This is a genomic window from Pseudomonas sp. m6p (assembly GCF_055760375.1).
The window spans coordinates 4,762,905-4,784,896 of the sequence record NZ_CM147084.1; the positions used below are offsets into that span (position 1 = coordinate 4,762,905).

Genomic DNA, 21,992 nt, shown 5'->3' on the forward strand with positions numbered 1-21,992 from the left:
ATCGCGTGCCATACTCCAAGGCACTCCGATTCAGACAGATGAAGCCGCACATGCCCAAAGGATTGATTCGCGCGATTGGCGCCTTGTTGACTGCTCTGGCCCTCTACAGCCTGCTGGGGTTTCTGATTTTGCCGGGCGTCGCCCTGCGCATTGCCAACCAGCAACTGGCGAACTACGCCACTGTGCCTGCGCACATCCAGCGCATCGAGCTCAATCCGTTCAGCCTTGAAGTCACCCTGTGGGGCCTGGTCGTCGGTGAGCCGGGCAAGGAGCAGGTCGGCTTCGAGCGGCTGTACGCCAACCTGCAACTCGACAGCCTGTGGACCAAGGCGCTGCACCTGGCCGATATCGAGCTGGACAAGCCCAAGACCGAAATCCTCTTCGCCAAGGACGGCCAGCTCAATCTGCTGGGCCTGTTCAAGATTCCCGCCAGCGAACCGACCCCGGCCGATCCGAATGCCAAACCGTTCCCGCTGCGCATCGACCGCATCCAGCTGGCCGGCGGCAACGTGCATTTCGAGGACGCGCGGCCGAGCGAGCCCATCGAGTTCCTTTACGACAAACTCGACTTCGAACTGAAAAACCTCAGCACCCTCCCCGAAGACAATGCCGACATGACCCTGGTGGCTGCCGGCCCGGCCGGTGGGCAGATCGACTGGAAAGGCAACTTCAGCCTGATCCCGTTCACCTCTGAAGGCACCTTGAAAGTCACCGACGGCAAGATGAAATCCTTCTGGCCCTATGTGCGTGACGCGCTGCCGCTGGTGCTCGAAGACGGCGTGATCAACCTCAGCACCGAGTACAAACTGAATCTGTCGAAAGAAACCGAACTGCTGCTGAACAACGTCGCGGTGAATATTGCGCCGTTCGCAATCAAGGCGCCGGACGGACGTCCGCTGGCCAGACTCGAACGCCTTGATGTCAGCGAGACCTCGCTGGACCTGGCCAAACAGCAGGTAGTGGTCGGCAAGATCCGCAGCAACAAACTGGAAACCTGGGCCGCGCTCGAAGCCGACGGCCATCTCGATTGGCAGAAACTGTTCGCCAGCCAACCCTCGAAGCCTGCCGCCAAGGCCGCCGCCGAACCCAAGACCACTCCGGCCGCCGCCGACTCGCCGAAAGAGCCGGCTGCGCCGAGCAAGCCCTGGCAGGTGCTGCTCAAGGATGTGCAACTGCGCAACTACACCGTGCATCTCGCCGACCGTTCGGCCAACCCGCCGGTGGCGCTGGATGTGACGCCGCTGAATATCGACCTGCAGGATTTCGACAGCCTCAACGGTTCGCCCTTCAAGGTCAGGCTCGACAGCGGTCTGGGCAAACAAGGCAAGATCAACGCCGACGGCGTGGTCAACCTCGCACCGGTTACCGCCCAGCTCAACGTGAAGACCCAAGACATCGACCTGCGTGTCGCGCAGTCCTACATCAATCCGTTCATTCGCCTGGAATTGCGCAGCGGTATGCTCGGCAGTGACCTCAAGGTCAACCTCAAGAGCACCGAGCCACTGGCACTCAGCGTTACCGGGCGCGCGCAGATCGATCAACTGCACACCCTCGACACCCTGAAAACCCGCGACTTCCTCAAATGGCAGCAAGTGGTGGTTGAAGGCATCAACTATCAACACGGTGACAGTGTGTCGATCGACAAGGTCAACCTGTTCCAGCCGTATGTGCGGTTCATGATCAACGATGACCGCACCACCAACATTGATGATTTGCTGATCCCGCAACCTGCCGATTCCGGGGCGAAAACGGCAGCAGCCAAACCCGCCAGTAACTCGAAACCGCTGGGCATTCACATTGGCGGTATCGCGATCAATGACGGCTCGGCCAACTTCGCCGACTTCAGCCTGACCCCTAACTTCGCCACGGCAATCCAGCAACTCAACGGCCAGATCGGCACCATCGACAGCCGTCAGGCGAAACCGGCCAGCGTCGACGTCAAGGGCAAGGTCGACCGCTATGCGCCGGTGACCATCAAAGGTGCGGTCAATCCGTTCGACCCGATGGCCAGCCTCGATATCGCTACCAGTTTCAAACGCGTCGAACTGACCACGCTCACCCCGTATTCCGGCAAATTCGCCGGCTACCGCATCCGCAAGGGTCGGCTCAATCTCGACCTGCACTACCTGATCACCAAGGGCCAGTTGAAGGCTGAAAACAAAGTGGTGGTCGAGCAGCTGCAACTCGGCGAGAAAGTCGACAGCCCGGATGCCGTGAGCCTGCCGTTGAAACTGGCTATTGCCCTGCTCAAGGACGTCGATGGCAAGATTTCCATCGAATTGCCGGTCACCGGCGACCTCAACAACCCGCAATTCAGCGTAATGCCGATCGTCTGGCAGACCCTGCGCAATCTGATCGTCAAAGCGGCTGCCGCGCCGTTCAAGCTGATTGGCGGACTGGTCAGTGGCGGCGGCTCTGAAGACCTCGGCACCGTGTCCTTTGCCCCAGGTTCGAGCGACCTGAGCAAAGACGCCGAATCAGCGCTGGACAAACTGTCCCAGGCGCTCAAGGAACGTCCGACCCTGCGCCTGGAGATCGAAGGCACCGCCGCGCAAAGCAGCGACGGTCCGCTGCTGGCCGAACAGCGTCTGGAACGCGAATACCAGTACAACTACTACAAGATGCTCCAGCGCCGTGGCGACAAGGTGCCAGCCCAGGCTTCCCTGCTGCAAGTGCCGGAGAACGAGAAAGGCCCGTTGCTCGAAGGCATCTACCGCACGCGTCTGAAAACCCAGCCGCCGGCCGAATGGAAGGATCTGGGCAAGGAAGAACGCACGGCGAAAATGCGTGACGGCGTGATCAAGTTCTGGAGCTCCAGCGATGTCCTGCTGCGGCAGTTGGGTCAGGAACGCGCCAGCAGCATCAAGGACTATCTGGTCGACAAAGGCCAGTTGGCAGATGATCGCGTGTACTTCATCGACGCTAACCTTGGCGAGGCCGAAAGCGATGGTCGGGTCGTGACGCAAATGCATCTGGACGCCGAATGATGAAGCGCAAATGGCTGGCTGCGTTGACGCTGCTGCTCGCCGGCAGCCCTGCGCTGGCCTCTGACACGCTGCGTTGCGGCAGCCAGTTGGTCAGTCTCGGCGACCGTGCCAGCGAAGTGCTGCAGAAATGCGGCGAACCGGTCAGCCGCGATGTCCTCGGCTACAAACGCAGCGCCAACCGGCGCGAAGAATTTCAGGTCGAGGAATGGACCTACGGCCCGAACAACGGCATGTATCAATACCTGCGCTTTGAAGGCAGTCGCCTGCGGCAGATCAACAGCAAGCGCGGTAACTGAAAGATCAAAAGATCGCAGCCTCCGGCAGCGCCTACAGGGAAATGCATTCCACTGTAGAAGCTGCCGGAGGCTGCGATCTTTTGCTTCTACCCAATAGAACAGGCCCCGACACAAGTGCCGGGGCCCGTAATGGTCACATCCGTGTGACCGTTCGCATGAACTCTAAAGTTGCGGCAGACGTATTGCTCGGCCCGTCTGTCGCGTCTTCTCCCGGTCCAGGCGAGAAGTCATGCCTTACTCGGCTTTCAGGCCGTCAGCGGAGACCGCTTTGACGCCTTTGATTTTCTTGGTGATGTTCACAGCGGTGGTTTTCTGAGCTTCGGTGACAGCGACGTCAGAAGACAGGGAAACCACACCTTTGTTGGTTTCGACTTTGATGTCGGTACCAGGAATGCCTTTTTCGGTTACCAGGTCGCTTTTGACTTTGGTAGTGATCCAAGTATCGGAAGTAGCTTCTTTAGCCTTGGTCATTTCACCAGCAGCCAGAGTCATTGGAGCCTGAGTAGCCTGGGTGGATTGTGCGAAAGCACCGGAAGCCATGGTCAGGGTCAGCGCGGTAGCAGCAGCGGCAGTGATAGCGAACTTCTTCATACGAGTAACTCCTGTTTTTCTGGAAAGTCTGCTGGTTGTCTTGTCAGCAGGGTTACTGGGTATATTGCGAAGGCTGTGCCAACTTTTCGAAAGACAATAAATCTTTATAAATCAATTAGTTATGAATTAGACAAATTTTCGGAATCATGCAATTTGCATGACGTGTGGATTATCGACATGCAAGTTGCGGTTTTTTGGAAAGTTCCTAAATGGCTGAAATTATTGAAGCTTTTTTTACTGCTCTGGAAATGAAAATGCCCCGAAGATCGGGGCATTTGCCATTCAGGCCCTCGCATCAAGTGCCGCTGGCAGTGCAACCTTTTGGCGAGTAGTCAGGGTTGACGGTGGTTGCGCAGGTCCACACGCCAGAGGTGCTGCCCGTTGCAGCGCCTGAACGGGTGAGCGTGATCGTCTTACCCAATACCGGACCCGGTGCGTTCACCAGTGTGCACGTGATGGTGCCGGCACCGGTCGAGGCCGTCCCAGAGGCCGCCAGTGTGCAGTTCGACGTGGTCGCGGAAGCGCCGCCCGCCACCAGTGTCAGCGTCGGATCCGTACCTTGATTGATGGTGTCTTCAAACGGCACTTTGAGCGCGCTGATTTCTGCCAGACCTGCTGTCACTTTCGAACGGGCCTGGTATTTGGAGTATTGCGGCAGGGCGATGGTCGCCAGAATGCCGATGATCGCCACCACGATCAGCAGCTCGATCAGAGTGAAACCCTTTTGTTTGTTCATAGACAGGCTCTCCATGCATGAGTCGGAATCTCATGATCTGCAAAGGGCTCAGCATAGGCCGTGCCAACCGCTTGCAGACCCCGCACGCTCGGCATAAAGGTGCCGAGTCGCGCTTTCCTACAACCCGTAACCGCACTATCTGACACTTTTTGTCACCTGCACCGAGGGTGTTTGGCGCTGTCACTTGACTAGGCTATAAGTCATGAACTGTCAGCTTCCGGAACTCCCATGAATGACATCGCTCTGAGCGGTCTGGCCAAGCAGTTGGTACAGGCCGAACTGCTCACGGAAAAAAGCGCCCAGCAGGCCTGGCAACAGGCGCAGCGCAATCGGCTGTCGCTGGTCAGCTACCTGGTACAGAACAAACTGGTGAAGAGCTCACAGGTGGCCGAGATCGCTTCAGAGCATTTCGGCATGGCCTTCATGGACCTCAATTGCCTGGACAAGGAAACCCAGCCCAAAGGCCTGGTCAGTGAAAAACTGGTGCGCCAGCACCACGCCCTGCCCTTGTGGCGCCGTGGCAATAAACTGTTCGTGGGCATTTCCGACCCGAGCAATCATCAAGCGATCAATGACATTCAGTTCAGCACCGGGCTGAGCACCGAAGCCATTCTGGTGGAGGACGACAAGCTCACCGAGGCCATCGAGAAATTCTTCGACACCCACGCCAGCGGTCTGGAGGACATGGCCGACGTCGATCTCGACGGCATGGATGTCGAGTCCGTCGACGACAGCCGCCAGGACGCCATCGGCGGGCTCGACGCCGATGACGCGCCGGTCGTGCGCTTCGTGCACAAGATGCTGCTCGACGCGATCAAGAGTGGCTCCTCCGACCTGCACTTCGAACCCTACGAGAAAAACTTCCGGGTGCGGGTGCGCACCGACGGTATCCTGCGCGAGGTGGCCAAACCGCCGATTCAACTGGCCGGGCGGATCGCCGCACGCCTGAAAGTCATGGCCAGCCTCGACATCTCGGAGCGGCGCAAACCGCAGGACGGGCGGATCAAGATGCGCCTGTCGAAGACCAAGTCGATCGACTTCCGGGTCAACACTTTGCCGACCCTGTGGGGCGAAAAAGTGGTGATCCGGATCCTCGACCCGTCCAGCGCGCAGATCGGCATCGATGCATTGGGTTACGAACCGGCGCAGAAAGACCTGTACATGGCGGCGCTCAAGCAGCCGCAGGGCATGATTCTGGTGACCGGGCCGACCGGTTCGGGGAAAACCGTGTCGCTGTACACCGGCCTGAATATTCTCAACACCGTCGACATCAACATTTCCACCGCCGAAGACCCGGTGGAAATCAACATGGAAGGCATCAACCAGGTCAACGTCAATCCGAAACAGGGTCTGGATTTTGCCCAGGCCCTGCGTTCGTTTCTGCGGCAGGACCCGGACGTGATCATGGTCGGCGAGATCCGCGACCTGGAAACTGCCGAAATCGCGATCAAGGCCGCACAGACCGGCCACCTGGTGCTGTCCACGCTGCACACCAACAGCGCCGCCGAAACCCTGACCCGCCTGCACAACATGGGTATTCCCGGGTTCAACATCGCCACCTCGGTAAGCCTGATCATCGCCCAGCGCCTGGCGCGCAAGCTGTGCAACCACTGCAAGAAACCGATCGAAATCCCCCGCGAAACGCTGGTCAAGGAAGGTTTCCCGCCGGAACAGATCGGCAATTTCACGATCTACGAGCCGGTCGGTTGCGATCACTGCAACGGCGGCTACAAGGGACGCGTGGGGATTTATGAAGTGGTGAAAAACACTTCCGAGCTGCAGCGGCTGATCATGGCCGAAGGCAACTCGCTCGAAATCGACAGCCAGATGCGTCGCGACGGCTTCGACGACCTGCGCACCTCGGGCCTGCACAAGGCCATGCAAGGCATCACCAGCCTGGAAGAAATCAACCGGGTCACCAAGGACTGAACATGGCGGTCAAGGCAGCAAAAATCAGCATCTACGCCTGGGAAGGCACTGATCGCAAAGGCAGCAAGGTCACGGGCGAGTTGAGCGGGCAGAACCCTGCGCTGATCAAGGCCCAGCTGCGCAAACAAGGCATCAACCCGGGCAAGGTGCGCAAGAAATCCACCTCCTTGCTCAGCCTCGGCAAACGCATCAAGGCCCAGGACATCGCCCTGTTCACCCGGCAGATGGCAACCATGATGAAGGCTGGCGTGCCGTTGTTGCAGTCGTTCGACATCATTGGCGAAGGCTTCGACAACCCGGCGATGCGCAAACTGGTGGACGAAGTGAAGCAAGAGGTGGCGGCCGGTAACAGCTTCGCCGCCGCCCTGCGCAAGAAGCCGCAGTATTTCGATGAGCTGTATTGCAACCTGGTGGATGCCGGCGAGCAATCCGGTGCACTCGATACGTTGCTCGAACGGGTCGCAACCTATAAGGAAAAAAGCGAAGCGCTCAAGGCCAAGATCAAGAAAGCCATGACTTACCCCACAGCCGTGGTGCTGGTGGCGATGGTGGTCACGGGGATTTTGCTGGTGAAAGTGGTGCCGCAGTTTCAGGCGGTATTTTCCGGTTTTGGCGCTGAACTGCCGGCCTTCACGCTGATGGTGATCAGCATCTCCGAGTTCATGCAGCAATGGTGGTGGGCGGTGCTCGGCGCCCTGATTGCAGCGGTGTTCGGCATCCGTCATGCGCTGAAAAAATCCCAGGCATTGCGCGACCGCAAGGACACCTGGCTGCTGAAGCTGCCGCTGGTGGGCACGCTGATGTACAAATCGGCGGTGGCGCGATTCGCCCGCACCTTGTCGACCACCTTCGCCGCTGGCGTACCGCTGGTGGAGGCACTGGATTCGGTGGCCGGCGCCACCGGCAACGTGGTGTTCAAGCGTGCCGTGCTGCGTATCCGCCAGGACGTCGCCACCGGCATGCAGCTGAATTTTTCCATGCGCAGCACCGGGGTGTTCCCGAACATGGCGGTACAGATGACCGCGATCGGTGAGGAATCGGGCGCGCTGGATGACATGCTCGACAAGGTCGCCGGTTTTTATGAGGACGAAGTGGATAACATGGTCGACAACCTCACCAGCCTGATGGAGCCGTTCATCATGGTGGTGCTCGGGGTCATCGTCGGCGGGTTGGTCGTGGCCATGTACCTGCCGATTTTCCAGCTCGGCTCAGCGATCTGACATGCCTATCGACCAACTCTTCAGTCTGTATCCGCTGGCCTTTGTGTGCACCGCCCTGCTGCTGGGTCTGGTGGTGGGCAGTTTCCTCAACGTGCTGGTCTGGCGTCTGCCGAAAATGCTCGAGCGCGATTGGCGCCAGCAGGCGCAGGACGTCCTCGGCCTGCCGAGCGAAACGCCACTGCCGACCTACAACCTGATGCTGCCGCACTCCCAGTGTCCGCAATGCCGCCACCGGATTCGGCCGTGGGAAAACATTCCGCTGCTCAGCTATCTGTTGCTGCGTGGACGCTGTTCGGCGTGTGCCGCCCCGATCAGCAAACGTTATCCCCTGACCGAACTGGCTTGCGGCCTGCTCTCGGCATTCGTCGCCTGGCATCTGGGGTTCGGCTGGCCGGCCGCCTTGTTGATCGTCCTCACCTGGGGCCTTCTGGCGATGAGCCTGATCGACACCGAACATCAACTGCTGCCCGATGTGCTGGTGTTGCCATTGTTGTGGCTGGGGCTGATCGTCAACAGTTTCGGGCTGTTCGTCTCGCTGCACGCGGCGTTGTGGGGTGCGGTGGCCGGTTACATGGCGCTGTGGTCAGTGTTCTGGCTGTTCAAGCTGCTGACCGGCAAGGACGGCATCGGCCACGGCGATTTCAAGCTGCTGGCGCTGCTCGGGGCCTGGGGCGGCTGGCAGATTCTGCCGCTGACGATTCTGCTGTCGTCGCTGGTGGGAGCGATTGTCGGGGTGATTCTGCTGCGGCTGCGTGAGCAGAAAACCTCGACGCCGATGCCCTTCGGCCCGTATCTGGCAATTGCCGGCTGGATTGCCTTGCTCTGGGGTGGTCAAATAACCGACTTCTATTGGCAGTTTGTCGGTTTGAAATGAATACCCCTGTGGAAAAACCCTGGATTCTCGGCCTGACCGGCGGCATCGGCAGCGGCAAAAGCGCCGCGGCCCAGCACTTCATCGATCTCGGGATCCATGTGGTCGACGCCGATCACGCAGCGCGCTGGGTGGTCGAGCCGGGGCGTCCGGCGCTGGCGAAGATTGCCGAACACTTCGGGCCCGGCGTCCTGCAAGCCGATGGCACGCTGGACCGTGCGGCCCTGCGCAAGTTGATCTTTGAAGTGCCGGAAGAACGCCGCTGGCTCGAAGCCCTGCTGCATCCGTTGATCGCCGAGGAAATCGCTCACCATCTGGCGCTGGCAAAATCGCCTTATGCGATCCTGGTGTCACCGCTGCTGATCGAATCCGGGCAATACGCGATGACCCGGCGCATCCTGGTGATCGATGCCCCGCAACAACTGCAGATCGAACGCACCTTGCAGCGCGACCAGACCAGCGAACAGCAGGTCCAGGCGATCCTCAAGGCCCAGTCGAGCCGCGAAGACCGCCTGAGCCGTGCCGACGATGTGGTGGTCAACGACCGCGACCTCGCCTGGCTGCACAGCGAAGTCGAGCGCCTGCATCACTTTTACCTGACTTTATCCGGAGGCCAAGCATGAGCCCAATCCCAACCGTTGACTGCCCAACCTGCGGCGCCCCCGTGGAATTCACCCCAGAGAACAAATTCCGCCCGTTCTGCTCCGATCGCTGCAAGCTGATCGACCTCGGCGCCTGGGCGTCCGAAGAGCACAAGATTCCGGTCGCTCCGGATGCCGAAGACGAAATGTTCTCCGGTGATTTCGACCCGCGTCACTGATCGCGATCAGGGCCGCATGAAGCCGTAGTCCTGATCGTCGTCGAGGTTTTCCGCGAGAAAGCGCAATTCGTCGGCAAGGTCTTCGGCGTTGCGCACCGTCTTGCTCTGTTGCACCACCGCGCTGAGCAAGGCGCGCAAACTCAGGCCCGGATCGAAGCCGACCTCCAGCGCCATCTCCAGACTCTGCCGCGTTTCCTGCCTCGCCCACTCGTAAACACTCATGCCGCTGCTCCTGAAAGGATTTGATTGAGCATGAAATGCCGCGAGGCTGACGGATTTGATGTGGATCAAGACTTGGGATCGTCGTCCTTCCACGGCGCCGAAAGGTAGCGGGTGCGATTGAAGGTCTCCAGCCACTCGGGACTGAACACCACCAGCGCGCTGATCACCATGCCGTTGATGAAGGCTTCTGGAAAGATCAGCAGCCACAGGTAGCCGATGAAGTCTTCCAGCCATTCCGGCATGGCAAACAGACCGTCGTACCACAGCAGGCTAAGGCTTAACGTCAGGCACAACAAGGCCGACAACGCCGCGGCAAAGAATCCGGAACAGAAGATATACACGAACGGATTTCGCGGCTGGGCACGCTCGACGATGATCGCCACGCACTCAGTGATCAACACCGGCAACAGGATCAGCAACGTACCGTTGACCCCGACTGCCAGCAGATCCTGACGCCCGAGCAACACCAACCCGATCTGCGCCACCAGCCCGCCGACAATCGCCAGCGGCCAGTCCAGCAAAAGTGTCACGGCGGTCATGCCGATGAAGTGATAAGAAACCCCGGTGTCGAAATCCCTGCGCACCATCCACAGCAAAAACACGGCGAACACGGTGCCGAACAGCAGGTGCTGACGGCGACTGTCACTGAACAACTCGACCCACGGCGCACGACAGATCGCCCAGATAAGCACCGGCAGATAGATCAGCCAGCCGACCGTCAGGCTTTGCGGTGACAGCAACTCGGCGCCGATCATGGGCGGGCCTTCTCCAGTGCCTCGTGCAGTTGGGCCGCGTCGGTGTACTCATGCTGCTCGAGCAGTCGGCCGTCCTTGAGTTGCAGCCACAGCACCGAGCCTTCCGCGCCGGGATAACGCGACGCCACCCTGCCTTCACGATCAAGCATGACCCGGTAGCTGTAGTCACGCATCGCCGGAACCGCGAACATCTTCGCGATCAGTGCCGGCATGCGCTGGATGTCAGCGACAAACACGGCGTGACGCGCCTCCAGATAGCCTTTTGGCTGGTCTTTCAACACCTGCTTGATCAGCTTGGCGCCGTCCATGTCGCGCGCCACCAACAGCGTCGTGGTGCGGTTATCGAGGGTGAACGGCTGATCGTATTGATCCAGCAACGTCCAGGGCGCCAGCCGCTCACCGATTTCAAGCGCCTGGGCCCACAGCGGAATCACAGCCAACACCAGCAGCCAGCGAAATTTCACGTTCATCCCCTCGATTTGGCATTAATGGACGGTTTTCCTCAGTCTACACCGCCCATTGCAACCGCCCACTGACACACATTGCCGCGTGGTGCTTTCAGCTTGTCGCAATTGAACGCTAAGCTTGGGCTTATGGATGACTCAGATTATTTACGCCTGCTGACCATCGCGGCCGAGCAAGCCAACGCGTTCCTGTCCAATGCCCGCAAATGGGAGCGTGAGCGTTGGGTCTGCCAGCGCCTGCTGCAAGGCTTGAACATTCCCTACCGCGCCGATGAGTTTGCCCCTGCTGGCGAGCCGCCGGACGTGCTGTTTCGCGATGCCAATTTCGAAGTGTTTTTCGTGCTCGACGAAGGCCGCCGACTCAACGATGAATGGCGCGACGAACTGCAACGCCGGCGCAGTGCATTTTCCCTCAGCCAACTGGTGCGCCGTGAAGCCAAGCCACGGCGGATCCCGGCCAATGAATTCTTGCTGCGGCTGGCGCCGACCTTGCGCAAAAAAGCGCACAACTACAAGGAACGCGGCATGGATCTGGGCGAACTGGACATCATCGCCTTCGCCAGCCTGAAGCGCGAAGTGCTGGACCTCAACAGCCACTTTCCACCGCCCACCGAGTATCTGCGCCAGGGCTGGCGCTCGCTGTCGCTGGTCGGGCCGACCTTCGCCCGGGTGCTGTTCGCGCATCCTGATGCACCGGATTTCCTGCGCAGCAACCTCGGCCGCAGCATCGTCTTCGATGTCGGGATCAGCCTGTGACGCCGCTGCAGCAGTTGATTGCCGACGTCCCGCAGACCGGGCGCGTGCGCTGGATCGGCGTGCGCCCCGAGTCTCGCGGGCCGATGATCGAACTCGACGCGGTGGAAGCACGACTGGAGGCCGGACTGACTGGCGATCACGCCCGCCCGGGTGTGCGCAACGCACGGCAAGTGACGTTGATCCAGTTCGAACACCTGGCCGTGATCAGCACGTTGATGGGCCGGTCACAGGATCATCCGGTCAAGCCTGAAGACCTGCGGCGCAATCTGGTCATCAGCGGTATCAATCTGTTTAGTCTCAAGGGTCGGCGCTTTCGCATCGGTCAGGCAATATTCGAGACCACTGGCTGGTGTCAGCCCTGCGCGCGCCTGCAAAACAACCTCGGCCCCGGCACCTTTCAAGCGGTGCGCGGGCATGGCGGAATTACCGCCCGGGTGTTACAAAGCGGGATCATCCGCCTCGACGACGGTGTTTCTGTCGAACCGGTTCCGGCCAGTGGCTATGCTGCGTTCAACCCGGGATAAAAACCGCTGTAGCGTCTCCACCTTCAGCAACGTCTACCTGACGAGGCCTTTATGACCAGCCGCCTGAACCCCGAAGACCAGAAGCATGTCGAAGAGTACCTGCAGTTGTCCCAACACCGTGTCGAGCGCCGGCCTTTCCGGCCGTGGATGCTCCTGGTGCTGGTGCTGGCAGTGACCATTGGTCTGGGCTTGCTGAGCCGACTTATCAGTTACCTGACGCTATGAGCTGCCTGGCGCTCGCTCGGGTAACCGCACCGATTTCCTTTAAAAACCTTGCGAGTTATCCCTATGTCCCATCGTATTGTCATTGTCGGCGGCGGCGCCGGCGGTCTGGAGCTGGCTACCCGTCTGGGTAAGACTCTGGGCAAGCGCGGCACGGCCAGCGTGATGCTGGTCGACGCGAACCTGACGCACATCTGGAAACCCCTGCTGCACGAAGTGGCCGCCGGATCGCTGAACTCTTCCGAAGACGAACTCAACTATGTTGCCCAGGCGAAATGGAACCACTTCGAGTTCCAGCTGGGGCGCATGAGCGGGCTTGATCGGGCGCAGAAGAAAATCCAGCTGGCCGCCACCTACGACGAGAACGGCGTGGAACTGGTACCGGCGCGTGAAGTGCCTTACGACACGCTGGTGATCAGCGTCGGCAGCACCACCAACGATTTCGGCACCCAGGGCGCGGCGCAGCACTGCCTGTTCCTCGACACCCGCAAACAGGCCGAGCGTTTCCACCAGCAACTGCTCAACCACTATCTGCGCGCGCATGCCGGACAGACCGATGTGGTCGAGCAGATCAGCGTGGCCATCGTCGGGGCCGGCGCCACGGGTGTCGAGCTGGCGGCAGAGCTGCACAACGCGGCGCATGAACTGGCAGCTTATGGTCTGGACCGGATCAAACCGGAGAACATGCACATCACCCTGATCGAAGCCGGCCCGCGAGTGCTGCCAGCCCTGCCCGAACGCATCAGCGCCCCGGTGCACAAGACCCTGGAGAAACTCGGGGTCAATGTGATGACCAATGCGGCGGTCAGCGAAGTGACCGCCGACAGCCTGATCACCGCCGATGGCAACGTGATCAAGGCCAGCCTGAAAGTCTGGGCCGCGGGGATTCGCGCACCGGGTTTCCTCAAGGACATTGACGGTCTGGAAACCAACCGCATCAATCAGCTGCAAGTGCTGCCGACGTTGCAGACCACCCGCGACGAAAACATTTTCGCCTTCGGTGACTGTGCCGCGTGCCCGCAACCGGGTTCGGATCGCAACGTGCCGCCGCGTGCACAAGCCGCACACCAACAGGCATCGTTGCTGGCCAAGTCGCTGAAGCTGCGTATCGAGGGCAAAACCCTGCCGGAGTACAAGTACACCGACTACGGCTCGCTGATCTCGCTGTCGCGTTTTTCCGCTGTGGGTAACTTGATGGGCAACCTGACCGGCAGCGTGATGCTCGAAGGCTGGCTGGCGCGGATGTTCTACGTGTCGCTGTACCGCATGCACCAGATGGCGCTGTACGGACCGTTCCGCACGGCGATGCTGATGCTGGGCAGCAAGATCGGTCGCGGTACCGAGCCACGCCTGAAACTGCACTAAAACCAAAATTTGTGGGAGCTGGCTTGCCAGCGGTAGCGGTCGCTCAGTCGGCGATGATGTCGACTGATCCGCCGCTATCGCGGGCAAGCCACGCTCCCATATTGTTTTGTGCAGCTCACAAAATCAGCAGGCTCATTCCTGCAATCGATCACCGCTCATCAGAGCTGGAAGCGGCGCACCATGCCTTGCAGTGCGTTGGCCAATTGCGACAGTTCTTGGCTCGACGCACGGGTCTGATCGGCACCCGTCGCCGAACGGACCGACAGGTCGCGAATGTTCACCAGATTACGATCCACTTCCCGCGCGACTTGCGCCTGCTCTTCGGCGGCACTGGCGATCACCAGATTACGCTCATGGATCTCATGCACCGAAGCGGTGATGGTTTCCAGCGCTTCCCCGGCGCGCTCGGCCAATGCCAGTGTGGTCGTGGCCCGTGCAGCGCTGGCCTGCATTGAGTCCAGCGCCAGGCTTGAACCACTGCGCATGCCCTGCACCATCTGCTCGATCTCCTGCGTCGATTGCTGGGTGCGATAGGCCAGCGCCCGCACTTCGTCGGCGACCACCGCAAAACCTCGTCCACTTTCCCCTGCACGGGCCGCCTCGATGGCGGCGTTGAGCGCAAGCAGGTTGGTCTGCTCGGCAATGGCACGGATCACATCCAGCACTTTGCCGATGTCCTGTGACTGGTTGGCCAACGATTGCACCAACTCGCCGGTGTGCTGCACGTCGCTGGCCAGCGCATTGATGGCCGATGCGGTATCAATGACCCGCGCCTGCCCCAGTTGCGCCGACTCACTGGATTGGCGGGTGGCATCGGATGTCGACACGGCATTGCGAGCGACTTCTTCAACGGCTGTGGTCATTTCATTGACCGCCGTCGCTGCCTGTTCGATTTCGTTGTTCTGCTGCTGCAGGCCTTGTGTGCTGTCGAGCGTCACCGCGTTGAGCTCATCGGCAGCGGTGGCCAATTGCGTGGCCGAACCGCTGATGCCTTGCAGCGTTTCCCGCAGGTTCTGCTGCATGGTTGCCAGCGCCTTGAGCAAACGGCTGACTTCATCGTTACCGTGGGTTTCGATCGGCCGGGTCAGGTCGCCCCGAGCCACACTTTCGGCAGCGCTGACGGCGCTGCTCAGCGGACGGACGATGCTGCGGGTGAGCAACATCGCCAGCGCCACCGTAGCCAGCGCCGCCAGCGCTATGAAGAGGCTGACGATGGTGCGCGAGGTCTGGTAGTGGTCAGCGGATTTCTGGCTTTCCGCAGCAACCTGTCTGGCGAACAGATCCGCCAGGTCATTGAGCTGCTTGCCGGAGCCATCGACCACGGTCTTCATATCAATCAGCAACAGTTTGGTCAGTTCGTTACGCTTGCCTTGATCGGCCAGGGTGAAGGATTGCGCGATGCCGGTGCGATAGGCAGCGAAGGTTTTTTTGAACTGGTCATAGAGCTGCTGGCCTTCCGGCGTGGTGACCAGTTTGTCGTAGGCGGCGATCTTCTCGCTCAGTTCCCTGTCGCGGGTGTCCATCTGGCTGCGGTAAGTCGCGATGTTCTGCGGATCCTGATCAAGGGCCATGCGCAGGGAAATCGTGCGGATCCGCAACATCAGCTCGCGAATCTCGTCACCGCCGCGAATGCTCGGCAACCACTGGCTCTCTACCGCGACCTCACTGTCACGGATGCTCGACATCTGCCCCAAGGCGAATACCCCAAGCAGCGCCACCAGGACCGCGATCAGGGCAAAACCCAATGCGGCACGGGGAGCAATATTCAACTGACGAAGCAACATGACGAACGCCCTTATTCTTGTATTGGCCAGATTGAAGGGGCGAACAGCGGCAGTCCCCTCTCGTTAGCGGGCTATCGGCAAGTTGTACGATGACTTGAAGGGAATTGTCTTTCGCGAGGACAAAAAAAATCCCCGTATCTTTCGATACGAGGATTTTTAATATGGTCGGGGTAAGGGGATTCGAACTCCTGACATCCTGCTCCCAAAGCAGGCGCGCTACCGGACTGCGCTATACCCCGGTAAAAAAAAGGCGACCTTTCAAAGATCGCCTTCTTCGATCAGCGCTTTTGGCCTCTGATCTTAAGATTCGATCCCAGTGTTACCTGGTTTCAAAAATGGTGGGTCGTGTGGGATTCGAACCTACGACCAATTGGTTAAAAGCCAACTGCTCTACCAACTGAGCTAACGACCCAAAAATGGTCGGGGTAAGGGGATTCGAACTCCTGACATCCTGCTCCCAAAGCAGGCGCGCTACCGGACTGCGCTATACCCCGGCTTGAAATTGGCTCCGTGACCAGGACTCGAACCTGGGACCCAATGATTAACAGTCATTTGCTCTACCGACTGAGCTATCACGGAACTACATATTTCAATTTACAACGGTGAAACTTACAGCTCTTAGACGTCGTTCGCATCGCTGCGTTCGTGTGTCTGAGGCGCGCTATTCTACAACCTAGAACACCTCTGTCAACCCCCTAAATCGCTTTCAAGTTAATGATTTGCAACTTATTTCAGATTTCAGCTCAGTGAGCTGAGATGCTGCGGGTGACTGACTGCGGGGCGCACTTTACAAGCCTTTTCCTTAGAGTTCAACAGCCTAACGAAAAAAAGGCCTCGCAAAGCGAGGCCTTCCTTATTTCACTGGCTTTACCGCTCAGTCGAAAACGATTTCGTCGTTCACGACCTTGCCGGTTGCCGTGTCGCCCGGCAGGAAATGCCCTGACAGGATCAACTGCGCCAACGGGTTTTCGATCCAGCGCTGGATCGCACGTTTGAGCGGACGTGCGCCATACACCGGGTCGTAACCCACGGCAATCAGCTTGTCCATCGCTTCCGGGCTCAGTTCCAGCTTCAGCTCGCGCTCGACCAGACGACTGCGCAGACGGCCCAGCTGGATCTCGGTAATGCCGGCGATCTGATCCCGCGCCAATGGCTCGAAGATCACCACTTCGTCGACCCGGTTGATGAACTCGGGACGGAAGTGACTGGTCAGCGCGTCCATCACCGCTGCACGCTGCGCCTCACGGTCACCGACCAGTTCCTGGATCTGCGACGAGCCGAGGTTCGAGGTCATGACAATCACGGTATTACGGAAATCCACCGTACGTCCGTGGCTGTCGGTCAGGCGTCCATCCTCCAGCACTTGCAGCAGGATGTTGAACACGTCCGGGTGCGCCTTCTCGACCTCATCCAGCAGGATCACCGAGTAAGGCTTGCGACGTACCGCTTCGGTCAGGTAACCGCCCTCCTCGTAACCTACGTAGCCTGGTGGTGCCCCGATCAGCCGCGCCACGGAATGTTTCTCCATGAACTCGGACATGTCGATCCGCACCATTGCCTCTTCCGTGTCGAAGAGGAATTCGGCCAGCGCCTTGCACAGCTCGGTTTTACCGACCCCGGTCGGGCCGAGGAACATGAACGAACCGCTCGGACGATTCGGATCCGCCAGCCCGGCACGCGAGCGCCGTACGGCGTTGGCCACCGCGACCACCGCTTCGTCCTGACCGATCACGCGCTGGTGCAACAGGCTTTCCATCTTCATCAGCTTGTCGCGCTCGCCTTCGAGCATTTTCGACACCGGAATACCGGTCCACTTCGAAACGACTTCGGCGATTTCCTCTTCGGTCACCTTGCTGCGCAGCAACTGGTTCTCGCTCTTGCCGTGCTGGTCGACCATTTGCAGGCTGCGCTCCAGATCCGGGATCACCCCGTACTGCAATTCGGCCATGCGGTTGAGGTCGCCTTTACGGCGCGCGGCTTCCAGTTCCTGACGCGATTGCTCGATCTTTTGCTGAATCTGTGCCGAACCCTGTACCTCGGCTTTTTCCGAGTTCCAGATTTCTTCCAGATCCGAGTACTCACGTTCGAGGCGGACAATTTCTTCCTGGAGTTTTTCCAGGCGCTTCATCGCCGCTTCATCGCTTTCTTTCTTCAGTGCCTGGGATTCAACCTTGAGCTGAATCAACCGACGCTCCAGACGATCGAGCACTTCCGGCTTGGAGTCGATCTCCATGCGGATGCGGCTGGCAGCCTCGTCGATCAGGTCGATGGCCTTGTCCGGCAACTGCCGATCAGTGATGTAGCGATGGCTGAGCTTGGCGGCCGCGATGATCGCACCGTCAGTGATCGCCACCTTATGGTGAACCTCATAACGCTCCTTGAGGCCACGCAGGATGGCGATGGTGTCTTCTTCGCTCGGCTCGTCCACCAGCACTTTCTGGAAGCGCCGTTCGAGGGCGGCATCCTTCTCTATATATTGGCGGTACTCGTTGAGCGTGGTTGCGCCGACGCAATGCAACTCGCCGCGAGCCAATGCCGGTTTGAGCATGTTGCCGGCATCCATCGAGCCTTCGCCCTTACCGGCGCCGACCATGGTGTGCAGCTCGTCGATGAACAGAATGATCTGCCCTTCCTGCTTCGACAGTTCGTTGAGCAGTGCTTTGAGGCGCTCTTCGAACTCACCGCGATACTTGGCACCGGCAATCAGCGCGCCCATGTCCAGCGACAACAGGCGTTTGCCCTTGAGCCCGTCCGGCACTTCGCCGTTGATGATGCGCTGGGCCAGACCTTCGGCAATCGCGGTCTTACCCACACCAGGCTCACCGATCAGCACCGGGTTGTTCTTGGTGCGACGTTGCAGCACCTGAATGGTACGGCGGATTTCGTCGTCACGGCCGATCACCGGATCAAGCTTGCCGTCTTCGGCGCGCTTGGTCAGGTCGACGGTGTATTTGTCCAGTGCCTGACGCGACTCTTCGTGGTTGGCGTCATTCACCGCCTCACCACCGCGCAGGTTGTTGATTGCGTTCTCCAGGGCTTTCTTGCTCACGCCCTGGCCGAGCAGCAGTTTGCCGAGCTTGCTGTTTTCGTCCATCGCGGCGAGCAGCACCAGCTCGCTGGAAATGAACTGGTCGCCCTTCTGCTGGGCCAGACGATCAGCCTGATTGAGCAGGCGCGCCAGATCCTGCGACATGTTGACGTCGCCGGTCGGGTTCTGGATTTTCGGCAATTGATCGAGCTCTTTGGTCAGCTCTTTGCGCAGGCTGTTGACGTCGAAGCCCACTTGCATGAGCAGGGGTTTGATCGAACCACCCTGCTGTTCAAGCATGGCTTGCATCAAGTGCGCCGGCTCGATGGCCGGATGATCGTGGCCAACGGCCAGGGATTGGGCGTCGGACAACGCCAACTGTAATTTGCTGGTTAAACGGTCTATACGCATGGGGTCACCTTCCTTTTGAGCAGGTCGGACCTAAAAACCATCCTGAATAAAGAAACCTGCCAGATACCACTGTAGATGCGGTCGATTCTGGGAGATTCAAGCGTCGGGAGATTGATGTAGATCAGACAAGCTTAGCGGGTGAGCCAGACAAGTGAGGCAAAGCGCCCCGTGCGCGACGCACGGCGGTAAGAAAAGAAGCGCGGATCGGTCACCGTGCAGAAACCGCCACCATAAACCGCCGTGACACCTTTGGCCGCCAGACGCAGGCGCGCCAGCAGATAGATGTCAGCCATGAACTTGCCAGCATTGCGGCTGGGCACGAAGGCGGCTGCCGCTTCCGGCAGTTGCTTGACGAAGACTTCGCGTACTTCCGGGCCGACCTCAAAGGCTTTCGGGCCGATGGCCGGGCCGAGCCAGACCAGCACGTCCGCCGCAGCGGTGTCGAGATGATCGAGGGTGGCTTCCAGTACGCCGGCCGCCAACCCGCGCCAACCGGCGTGAGCCGCCGCGACGCGAGTGCCGGCACGGTTGCAGAACAATGCCGGCAGACAATCTGCGGTCATCGCCGTGCAGGCAATCCCGGGAGTTGCCGTCCAACTGGCATCGGCGGTGGCCACCACGTCCGGCTCAGCATGAGCCACGACAATGCCGTGCACTTGCTGCAACCAGGCAGGCTTTATAGAGAAATGTTCGGTCAGACGCCGACGATTCTCGGCGACTGCGTCCGGGCGATCATCGACATGATCGCCCAGATTGAGGCTGTCAAACGGCGCCTCGCTGACACCTCCCTCGCGGGTGGTGACACAGGCCCTGACGCTGGCCGGCGCAGGCCAGTCCGGCGTCAGCCAGTTCATCCGACGAAGGCCTCGCGATCCTGCTTGAGCAAGGTCAGCAGCCAGACGAAATCTTCCGGCAACGGCGATTCCCAGCTCATGCGTTCACCGGTGGTCGGATGATCCAGCTCAAGGAAACGCGCGTGCAGCGCCTGACGCGGGAAGTGCTTGAGCGACTCGACCATGGTCGGGTTCGCCGCCGGCGGAATGCGGAAACGCCCGCCGTACGCCGGGTCGCCGACCAACGGGAAGTTGATGTGCGCCATGTGCACACGGATCTGGTGGGTCCGGCCGGTTTCCAGCTTGACCCGCACGTGCGTGTGGGACCGGAAACGCTCCAGCACGCGGTAGTGACTGACAGCCGGCTTGCCGCCCTCCATCACCGCCATGCGCTGGCGCTGCTGACCATGACGGCCGATCGGGGCGTTGATCTTGCCCCCGGCGGTCACCACACCGATCACGATGCACTCGTAGATCCGGCTGACGCTGCGGCTTTGCAGTTGGGCAACGAGCTTGGTCTGCGCCTGAATGGTCTTGGCCACCACCATCAGACCGGTGGTGTCCTTGTCCAGGCGATGCACGATACCGGCACGCGGGACATTGATGATGTCCGGCACGTGGTGCAGCAAGGCATTGAGCAAGGTGCCATCGGCGTGGCCGGCAGCCGGGTGCACCACCAGGCCCGCAGGCTTGTTGATCACCAGGATGTCGTCGTCTTCATAGACGATGTCGAGCTCGATGTCCTGGGCGATCCACTCGCCCTGGGCTTCCTGCTCGGCAGTCAGCTCAAGGACGGCACCGCCATGCACGATGTCGCGCGGGCGGATGACCGCCCCGTCCACAGTCAGGCGACCTTCTTTGATCCAGGCGGAAAGGCGCGAGCGTGAGTGCTCAGCGAAGAGTTGGGCGGCGACTTGATCGAGGCGTTGGCCGCCCAAATCGGACGGCACCTCTGCGCGAAGTTCAATTTTATCGGACATGCTCTGACTGGGCGTCGGCACAGCCTTTGGTTTCGGCTGCGCGCTTGTGGTTAAATACGGCGTCTTTTGCCCCGAGGCTTTTCAACGGGGCGCTCATCATAACAGGACGGCCCCGCCCAAGACAGCGGCCGTCATAGGGACGCAAGCCGCCATGCAAGTGAAACACCTGCTGCTGATCGCCATCCTCGCATTGACCGCTGCTTGCTCATCGAAGGAAGTCGTCGACGAAAACCTGAGCGAAGCCGAGCTGTACCAGCAGGCTCAGACCGACCTGGACAACAACAGCTACACCAGCGCCACGGCCAAGCTGAAGGCTCTGGAGTCGCGTTATCCGTTCGGTCGCTACGCGGATCAGGCACAGCTTGAACTGATTTATGCCAACTATAAAAACGCCGAGCCGGAAGCTGCCAAGTCCGCCGCCGAACGTTTTATCCGTTTGCACCCACAGCACCCGAACGTGGACTATGCCTATTACCTCAAGGGCCTGACCTCGTTCGACCAGGACGTCGGCCTGCTGGCGCGCTTCCTGCCGCTGGACATGACCAAGCGTGACCCTGGCGCTGCCCGCGACTCGTACAACGAGTTCGCCCAACTGACCAGCCGCTACCCGAACAGCCGCTACGCGCCGGACGCCAAGCAGCGCATGATCTACCTGCGCAACCTGCTGGCCGCCTACGAAATCCACGTAGCCGACTACTACCTGACCCGTCAGGCCTACGTCGCTGCCGCCAACCGTGGCCGTTATGTAGTGGAAAACTTCCAGGAAACTCCATCGGTCGGCGACGGCCTGGCGGTGATGACCGAGGCTTACCAGCGTCTGCACCTGGACGAACTGGCCGCTACCAGTCTGGAAACCCTGAAACTCAACTACCCGAATCATCCGAGTCTGCAGGACGGTCAGTTCGTGCCATCGGTTGCCGAAGCCGACAACCGCTCGTTCCTGAGCAAGGCGACTTTGGGCCTGATCGAGTCGCGTCCACCGCTGCCGCCGGGAGAAACCCGCGCCAACCAGGACGTGCAGAAACAGTTCCAGGACGCGAAAGACGCGATCCCGAACGAGCTCAAGCCTAAAGACGAAAACGGCGACGTGATCGAGGAAGAGCGTCATGAAGCCGAAGGCAACAACGAAGATCGTTCGTGGTTCAGCTACATGACCTTCGGCGTGTTCGACTGATCACATCGGTTACATGAAAAGGGA

Annotated in this window: 21 protein-coding genes and 4 tRNA genes; 12 read left to right on the forward strand and 13 right to left on the reverse strand. The window is 59.9% G+C overall.

What is annotated here, in order from left to right; translation table 11 throughout:
* Window positions 1-38: 38 nt before the first annotated feature.
* The gene (locus tag ACYZUM_RS21650) at window positions 39-2,987 is read left to right on the forward strand and encodes a DUF748 domain-containing protein (protein ID WP_142580086.1); all 2,949 of its coding nucleotides are present in this window, start codon (window positions 39-41) and stop codon (window positions 2,985-2,987) included.
* Window positions 2,987-3,283: a DUF2845 domain-containing protein gene (locus tag ACYZUM_RS21655; RefSeq protein WP_108183829.1), complete on the forward strand. Its 297-nt coding sequence runs from the start codon at window positions 2,987-2,989 to the stop codon at window positions 3,281-3,283. Before ACYZUM_RS21650 ends, ACYZUM_RS21655 begins: the two co-directional genes overlap by 1 nt.
* 234 nt (window positions 3,284-3,517) lie before the next feature.
* Here the strand turns inward: ACYZUM_RS21655 and ACYZUM_RS21660 are convergent, their stop codons facing one another.
* Both ACYZUM_RS21660 and ACYZUM_RS21665 read right to left on the reverse strand, forming a co-directional pair.
* Window positions 3,518-3,874 carry a BON domain-containing protein gene (locus tag ACYZUM_RS21660; protein WP_007963876.1) on the reverse strand — a complete coding sequence of 119 codons (357 nt, stop codon included), beginning with the start codon at window positions 3,872-3,874 and terminating at the stop codon, window positions 3,518-3,520.
* Window positions 3,875-4,169: 295 nt separating this feature from the next.
* Complete coding sequence (locus ACYZUM_RS21665) at window positions 4,170-4,610, reverse strand: pilin (RefSeq protein WP_108183830.1); 441 nt, start codon at window positions 4,608-4,610, stop codon at window positions 4,170-4,172.
* Between the two features lie 228 nt (window positions 4,611-4,838).
* Between ACYZUM_RS21665 and pilB the strand changes: the two genes are divergently transcribed.
* The 5 genes from pilB to yacG are packed head-to-tail and all read left to right on the forward strand — an operon-like array spanning window position 4,839 to window position 9,450.
* Window positions 4,839-6,539: a type IV-A pilus assembly ATPase PilB gene (gene pilB, locus ACYZUM_RS21670; protein ID WP_086792840.1), complete on the forward strand. Its 1,701-nt coding sequence runs from the start codon at window positions 4,839-4,841 to the stop codon at window positions 6,537-6,539.
* Window positions 6,540-6,541: 2 nt separating this feature from the next.
* Window positions 6,542-7,759, forward strand: coding sequence for a type II secretion system F family protein (locus ACYZUM_RS21675; RefSeq protein ID WP_047296619.1), 1,218 nt, complete (start codon window positions 6,542-6,544; stop codon window positions 7,757-7,759).
* Between the two features lies 1 nt (window position 7,760).
* Window positions 7,761-8,633: a prepilin peptidase gene (locus tag ACYZUM_RS21680; RefSeq protein WP_473061184.1), complete on the forward strand. Its 873-nt coding sequence runs from the start codon at window positions 7,761-7,763 to the stop codon at window positions 8,631-8,633.
* Window positions 8,630-9,253 (forward strand): dephospho-CoA kinase, encoded by a 624-nt coding sequence (gene coaE / locus ACYZUM_RS21685; protein WP_108183833.1) that lies wholly within the window; start codon window positions 8,630-8,632, stop codon window positions 9,251-9,253. The genes ACYZUM_RS21680 and coaE overlap by 4 nt, the downstream gene beginning before the upstream one ends.
* Window positions 9,250-9,450: a DNA gyrase inhibitor YacG gene (gene yacG, locus ACYZUM_RS21690; RefSeq protein ID WP_007963861.1), complete on the forward strand. Its 201-nt coding sequence runs from the start codon at window positions 9,250-9,252 to the stop codon at window positions 9,448-9,450. Before coaE ends, yacG begins: the two co-directional genes overlap by 4 nt.
* Window positions 9,451-9,456: 6 nt before the next feature.
* Here yacG and ACYZUM_RS21695 read toward each other — a convergent pair whose 3' ends face one another.
* The 3 genes from ACYZUM_RS21695 to ACYZUM_RS21705 all read right to left on the reverse strand — a co-directional run bounded on the left by ACYZUM_RS21695 (window position 9,457) and on the right by ACYZUM_RS21705 (window position 10,891).
* Window positions 9,457-9,672, reverse strand: a complete 216-nt coding sequence (locus ACYZUM_RS21695; RefSeq protein WP_041065358.1) for a hypothetical protein — start codon at window positions 9,670-9,672, stop codon at window positions 9,457-9,459.
* Between the two features lie 65 nt (window positions 9,673-9,737).
* A complete protein-coding gene (locus ACYZUM_RS21700; protein ID WP_108183834.1) occupies window positions 9,738-10,427 on the reverse strand; it encodes an energy-coupling factor ABC transporter permease in 690 nt (229 codons plus the stop codon).
* The gene (locus ACYZUM_RS21705; protein WP_108184433.1) at window positions 10,424-10,891 is read right to left on the reverse strand and encodes an FAD/FMN-containing dehydrogenase; all 468 of its coding nucleotides are present in this window, start codon (window positions 10,889-10,891) and stop codon (window positions 10,424-10,426) included. The genes ACYZUM_RS21700 and ACYZUM_RS21705 overlap by 4 nt, the downstream gene beginning before the upstream one ends.
* 129 nt (window positions 10,892-11,020) lie before the next feature.
* Between ACYZUM_RS21705 and ACYZUM_RS21710 the strand changes: the two genes are divergently transcribed.
* From ACYZUM_RS21710 to ACYZUM_RS21725, 4 genes are all read left to right on the forward strand, one after another.
* Window positions 11,021-11,647 (forward strand): DUF1780 domain-containing protein, encoded by a 627-nt coding sequence (locus ACYZUM_RS21710; RefSeq protein ID WP_003228301.1) that lies wholly within the window; start codon window positions 11,021-11,023, stop codon window positions 11,645-11,647.
* Window positions 11,644-12,171 (forward strand): MOSC domain-containing protein, encoded by a 528-nt coding sequence (locus tag ACYZUM_RS21715; protein ID WP_108183835.1) that lies wholly within the window; start codon window positions 11,644-11,646, stop codon window positions 12,169-12,171. Before ACYZUM_RS21710 ends, ACYZUM_RS21715 begins: the two co-directional genes overlap by 4 nt.
* A gap of 51 nt (window positions 12,172-12,222) precedes the next feature.
* Entirely contained in the window at window positions 12,223-12,396 is a 174-nt protein-coding gene (locus ACYZUM_RS21720) for a DUF3094 family protein (RefSeq protein ID WP_003228304.1), read from the forward strand.
* A 63-nt stretch (window positions 12,397-12,459) separates the two neighbouring features.
* Complete coding sequence (locus tag ACYZUM_RS21725) at window positions 12,460-13,758, forward strand: NAD(P)/FAD-dependent oxidoreductase (RefSeq protein WP_108183836.1); 1,299 nt, start codon at window positions 12,460-12,462, stop codon at window positions 13,756-13,758.
* Between the two features lie 158 nt (window positions 13,759-13,916).
* On the opposite strand, the gene ACYZUM_RS21730 is transcribed toward ACYZUM_RS21725, so the two are convergent.
* The 8 genes from ACYZUM_RS21730 to rluD all read right to left on the reverse strand — a co-directional run bounded on the left by ACYZUM_RS21730 (window position 13,917) and on the right by rluD (window position 20,794).
* The gene (locus tag ACYZUM_RS21730) at window positions 13,917-15,542 is read right to left on the reverse strand and encodes a methyl-accepting chemotaxis protein (RefSeq protein ID WP_108183837.1); all 1,626 of its coding nucleotides are present in this window, start codon (window positions 15,540-15,542) and stop codon (window positions 13,917-13,919) included.
* A gap of 162 nt (window positions 15,543-15,704) precedes the next feature.
* Window positions 15,705-15,781 (reverse strand) — tRNA-Pro (locus tag ACYZUM_RS21735).
* 97 nt (window positions 15,782-15,878) lie between these two features.
* Window positions 15,879-15,954: transfer RNA gene (locus ACYZUM_RS21740), tRNA-Lys, on the reverse strand.
* 5 nt (window positions 15,955-15,959) lie between these two features.
* Window positions 15,960-16,036: transfer RNA gene (locus tag ACYZUM_RS21745), tRNA-Pro, on the reverse strand.
* 9 nt (window positions 16,037-16,045) lie between these two features.
* A tRNA-Asn gene (locus ACYZUM_RS21750) sits at window positions 16,046-16,121 on the reverse strand.
* A gap of 295 nt (window positions 16,122-16,416) precedes the next feature.
* Entirely contained in the window at window positions 16,417-18,981 is a 2,565-nt protein-coding gene (gene clpB, locus ACYZUM_RS21755) for an ATP-dependent chaperone ClpB (protein WP_108183838.1), read from the reverse strand.
* Window positions 18,982-19,112: 131 nt separating this feature from the next.
* Complete coding sequence (gene pgeF / locus ACYZUM_RS21760; protein WP_108183839.1) at window positions 19,113-19,835, reverse strand: peptidoglycan editing factor PgeF; 723 nt, start codon at window positions 19,833-19,835, stop codon at window positions 19,113-19,115.
* On the reverse strand, window positions 19,832-20,794 hold the full coding sequence (gene rluD, locus ACYZUM_RS21765) for a 23S rRNA pseudouridine(1911/1915/1917) synthase RluD (RefSeq protein WP_047296633.1): 963 nt from the start codon (window positions 20,792-20,794) through the stop codon (window positions 19,832-19,834). Before rluD ends, pgeF begins: the two co-directional genes overlap by 4 nt.
* A gap of 151 nt (window positions 20,795-20,945) precedes the next feature.
* Here rluD and ACYZUM_RS21770 point away from each other — a divergent pair, with 151 nt between their 5' ends.
* On the forward strand, window positions 20,946-21,968 hold the full coding sequence (locus tag ACYZUM_RS21770; RefSeq protein WP_041065336.1) for an outer membrane protein assembly factor BamD: 1,023 nt from the start codon (window positions 20,946-20,948) through the stop codon (window positions 21,966-21,968).
* The last annotated feature ends 24 nt before the right edge of the window (window positions 21,969-21,992 follow it).

What these genes read in the sequence shown, in the direction of transcription:
- ACYZUM_RS21650 (WP_142580086.1), top strand. Translation starts at nt 39, where the DNA reads ATGAAGCCGCACATGCCCAAAGGATTGATTCGCGCGATTGGCGCCTTG.
- ACYZUM_RS21655 (WP_108183829.1), top strand. Translation starts at nt 2,987, where the DNA reads ATGAAGCGCAAATGGCTGGCTGCGTTGACGCTGCTGCTCGCCGGCAGC.
- ACYZUM_RS21660 (WP_007963876.1), bottom strand. Translation starts at nt 3,874, where the DNA reads ATGAAGAAGTTCGCTATCACTGCCGCTGCTGCTACCGCGCTGACCCTG.
- ACYZUM_RS21665 (WP_108183830.1), bottom strand. Translation starts at nt 4,610, where the DNA reads ATGAACAAACAAAAGGGTTTCACTCTGATCGAGCTGCTGATCGTGGTG.
- pilB (WP_086792840.1), top strand. Translation starts at nt 4,839, where the DNA reads ATGAATGACATCGCTCTGAGCGGTCTGGCCAAGCAGTTGGTACAGGCC.
- ACYZUM_RS21675 (WP_047296619.1), top strand. Translation starts at nt 6,542, where the DNA reads ATGGCGGTCAAGGCAGCAAAAATCAGCATCTACGCCTGGGAAGGCACT.
- ACYZUM_RS21680 (WP_473061184.1), top strand. Translation starts at nt 7,761, where the DNA reads ATGCCTATCGACCAACTCTTCAGTCTGTATCCGCTGGCCTTTGTGTGC.
- coaE (WP_108183833.1), top strand. Translation starts at nt 8,630, where the DNA reads ATGAATACCCCTGTGGAAAAACCCTGGATTCTCGGCCTGACCGGCGGC.
- yacG (WP_007963861.1), top strand. Translation starts at nt 9,250, where the DNA reads ATGAGCCCAATCCCAACCGTTGACTGCCCAACCTGCGGCGCCCCCGTG.
- ACYZUM_RS21695 (WP_041065358.1), bottom strand. Translation starts at nt 9,672, where the DNA reads ATGAGTGTTTACGAGTGGGCGAGGCAGGAAACGCGGCAGAGTCTGGAG.
- ACYZUM_RS21700 (WP_108183834.1), bottom strand. Translation starts at nt 10,427, where the DNA reads ATGATCGGCGCCGAGTTGCTGTCACCGCAAAGCCTGACGGTCGGCTGG.
- ACYZUM_RS21710 (WP_003228301.1), top strand. Translation starts at nt 11,021, where the DNA reads ATGGATGACTCAGATTATTTACGCCTGCTGACCATCGCGGCCGAGCAA.
- ACYZUM_RS21720 (WP_003228304.1), top strand. Translation starts at nt 12,223, where the DNA reads ATGACCAGCCGCCTGAACCCCGAAGACCAGAAGCATGTCGAAGAGTAC.
- ACYZUM_RS21725 (WP_108183836.1), top strand. Translation starts at nt 12,460, where the DNA reads ATGTCCCATCGTATTGTCATTGTCGGCGGCGGCGCCGGCGGTCTGGAG.
- ACYZUM_RS21730 (WP_108183837.1), bottom strand. Translation starts at nt 15,542, where the DNA reads ATGTTGCTTCGTCAGTTGAATATTGCTCCCCGTGCCGCATTGGGTTTT.
- clpB (WP_108183838.1), bottom strand. Translation starts at nt 18,981, where the DNA reads ATGCGTATAGACCGTTTAACCAGCAAATTACAGTTGGCGTTGTCCGAC.
- pgeF (WP_108183839.1), bottom strand. Translation starts at nt 19,835, where the DNA reads ATGAACTGGCTGACGCCGGACTGGCCTGCGCCGGCCAGCGTCAGGGCC.
- rluD (WP_047296633.1), bottom strand. Translation starts at nt 20,794, where the DNA reads ATGTCCGATAAAATTGAACTTCGCGCAGAGGTGCCGTCCGATTTGGGC.
- ACYZUM_RS21770 (WP_041065336.1), top strand. Translation starts at nt 20,946, where the DNA reads ATGCAAGTGAAACACCTGCTGCTGATCGCCATCCTCGCATTGACCGCT.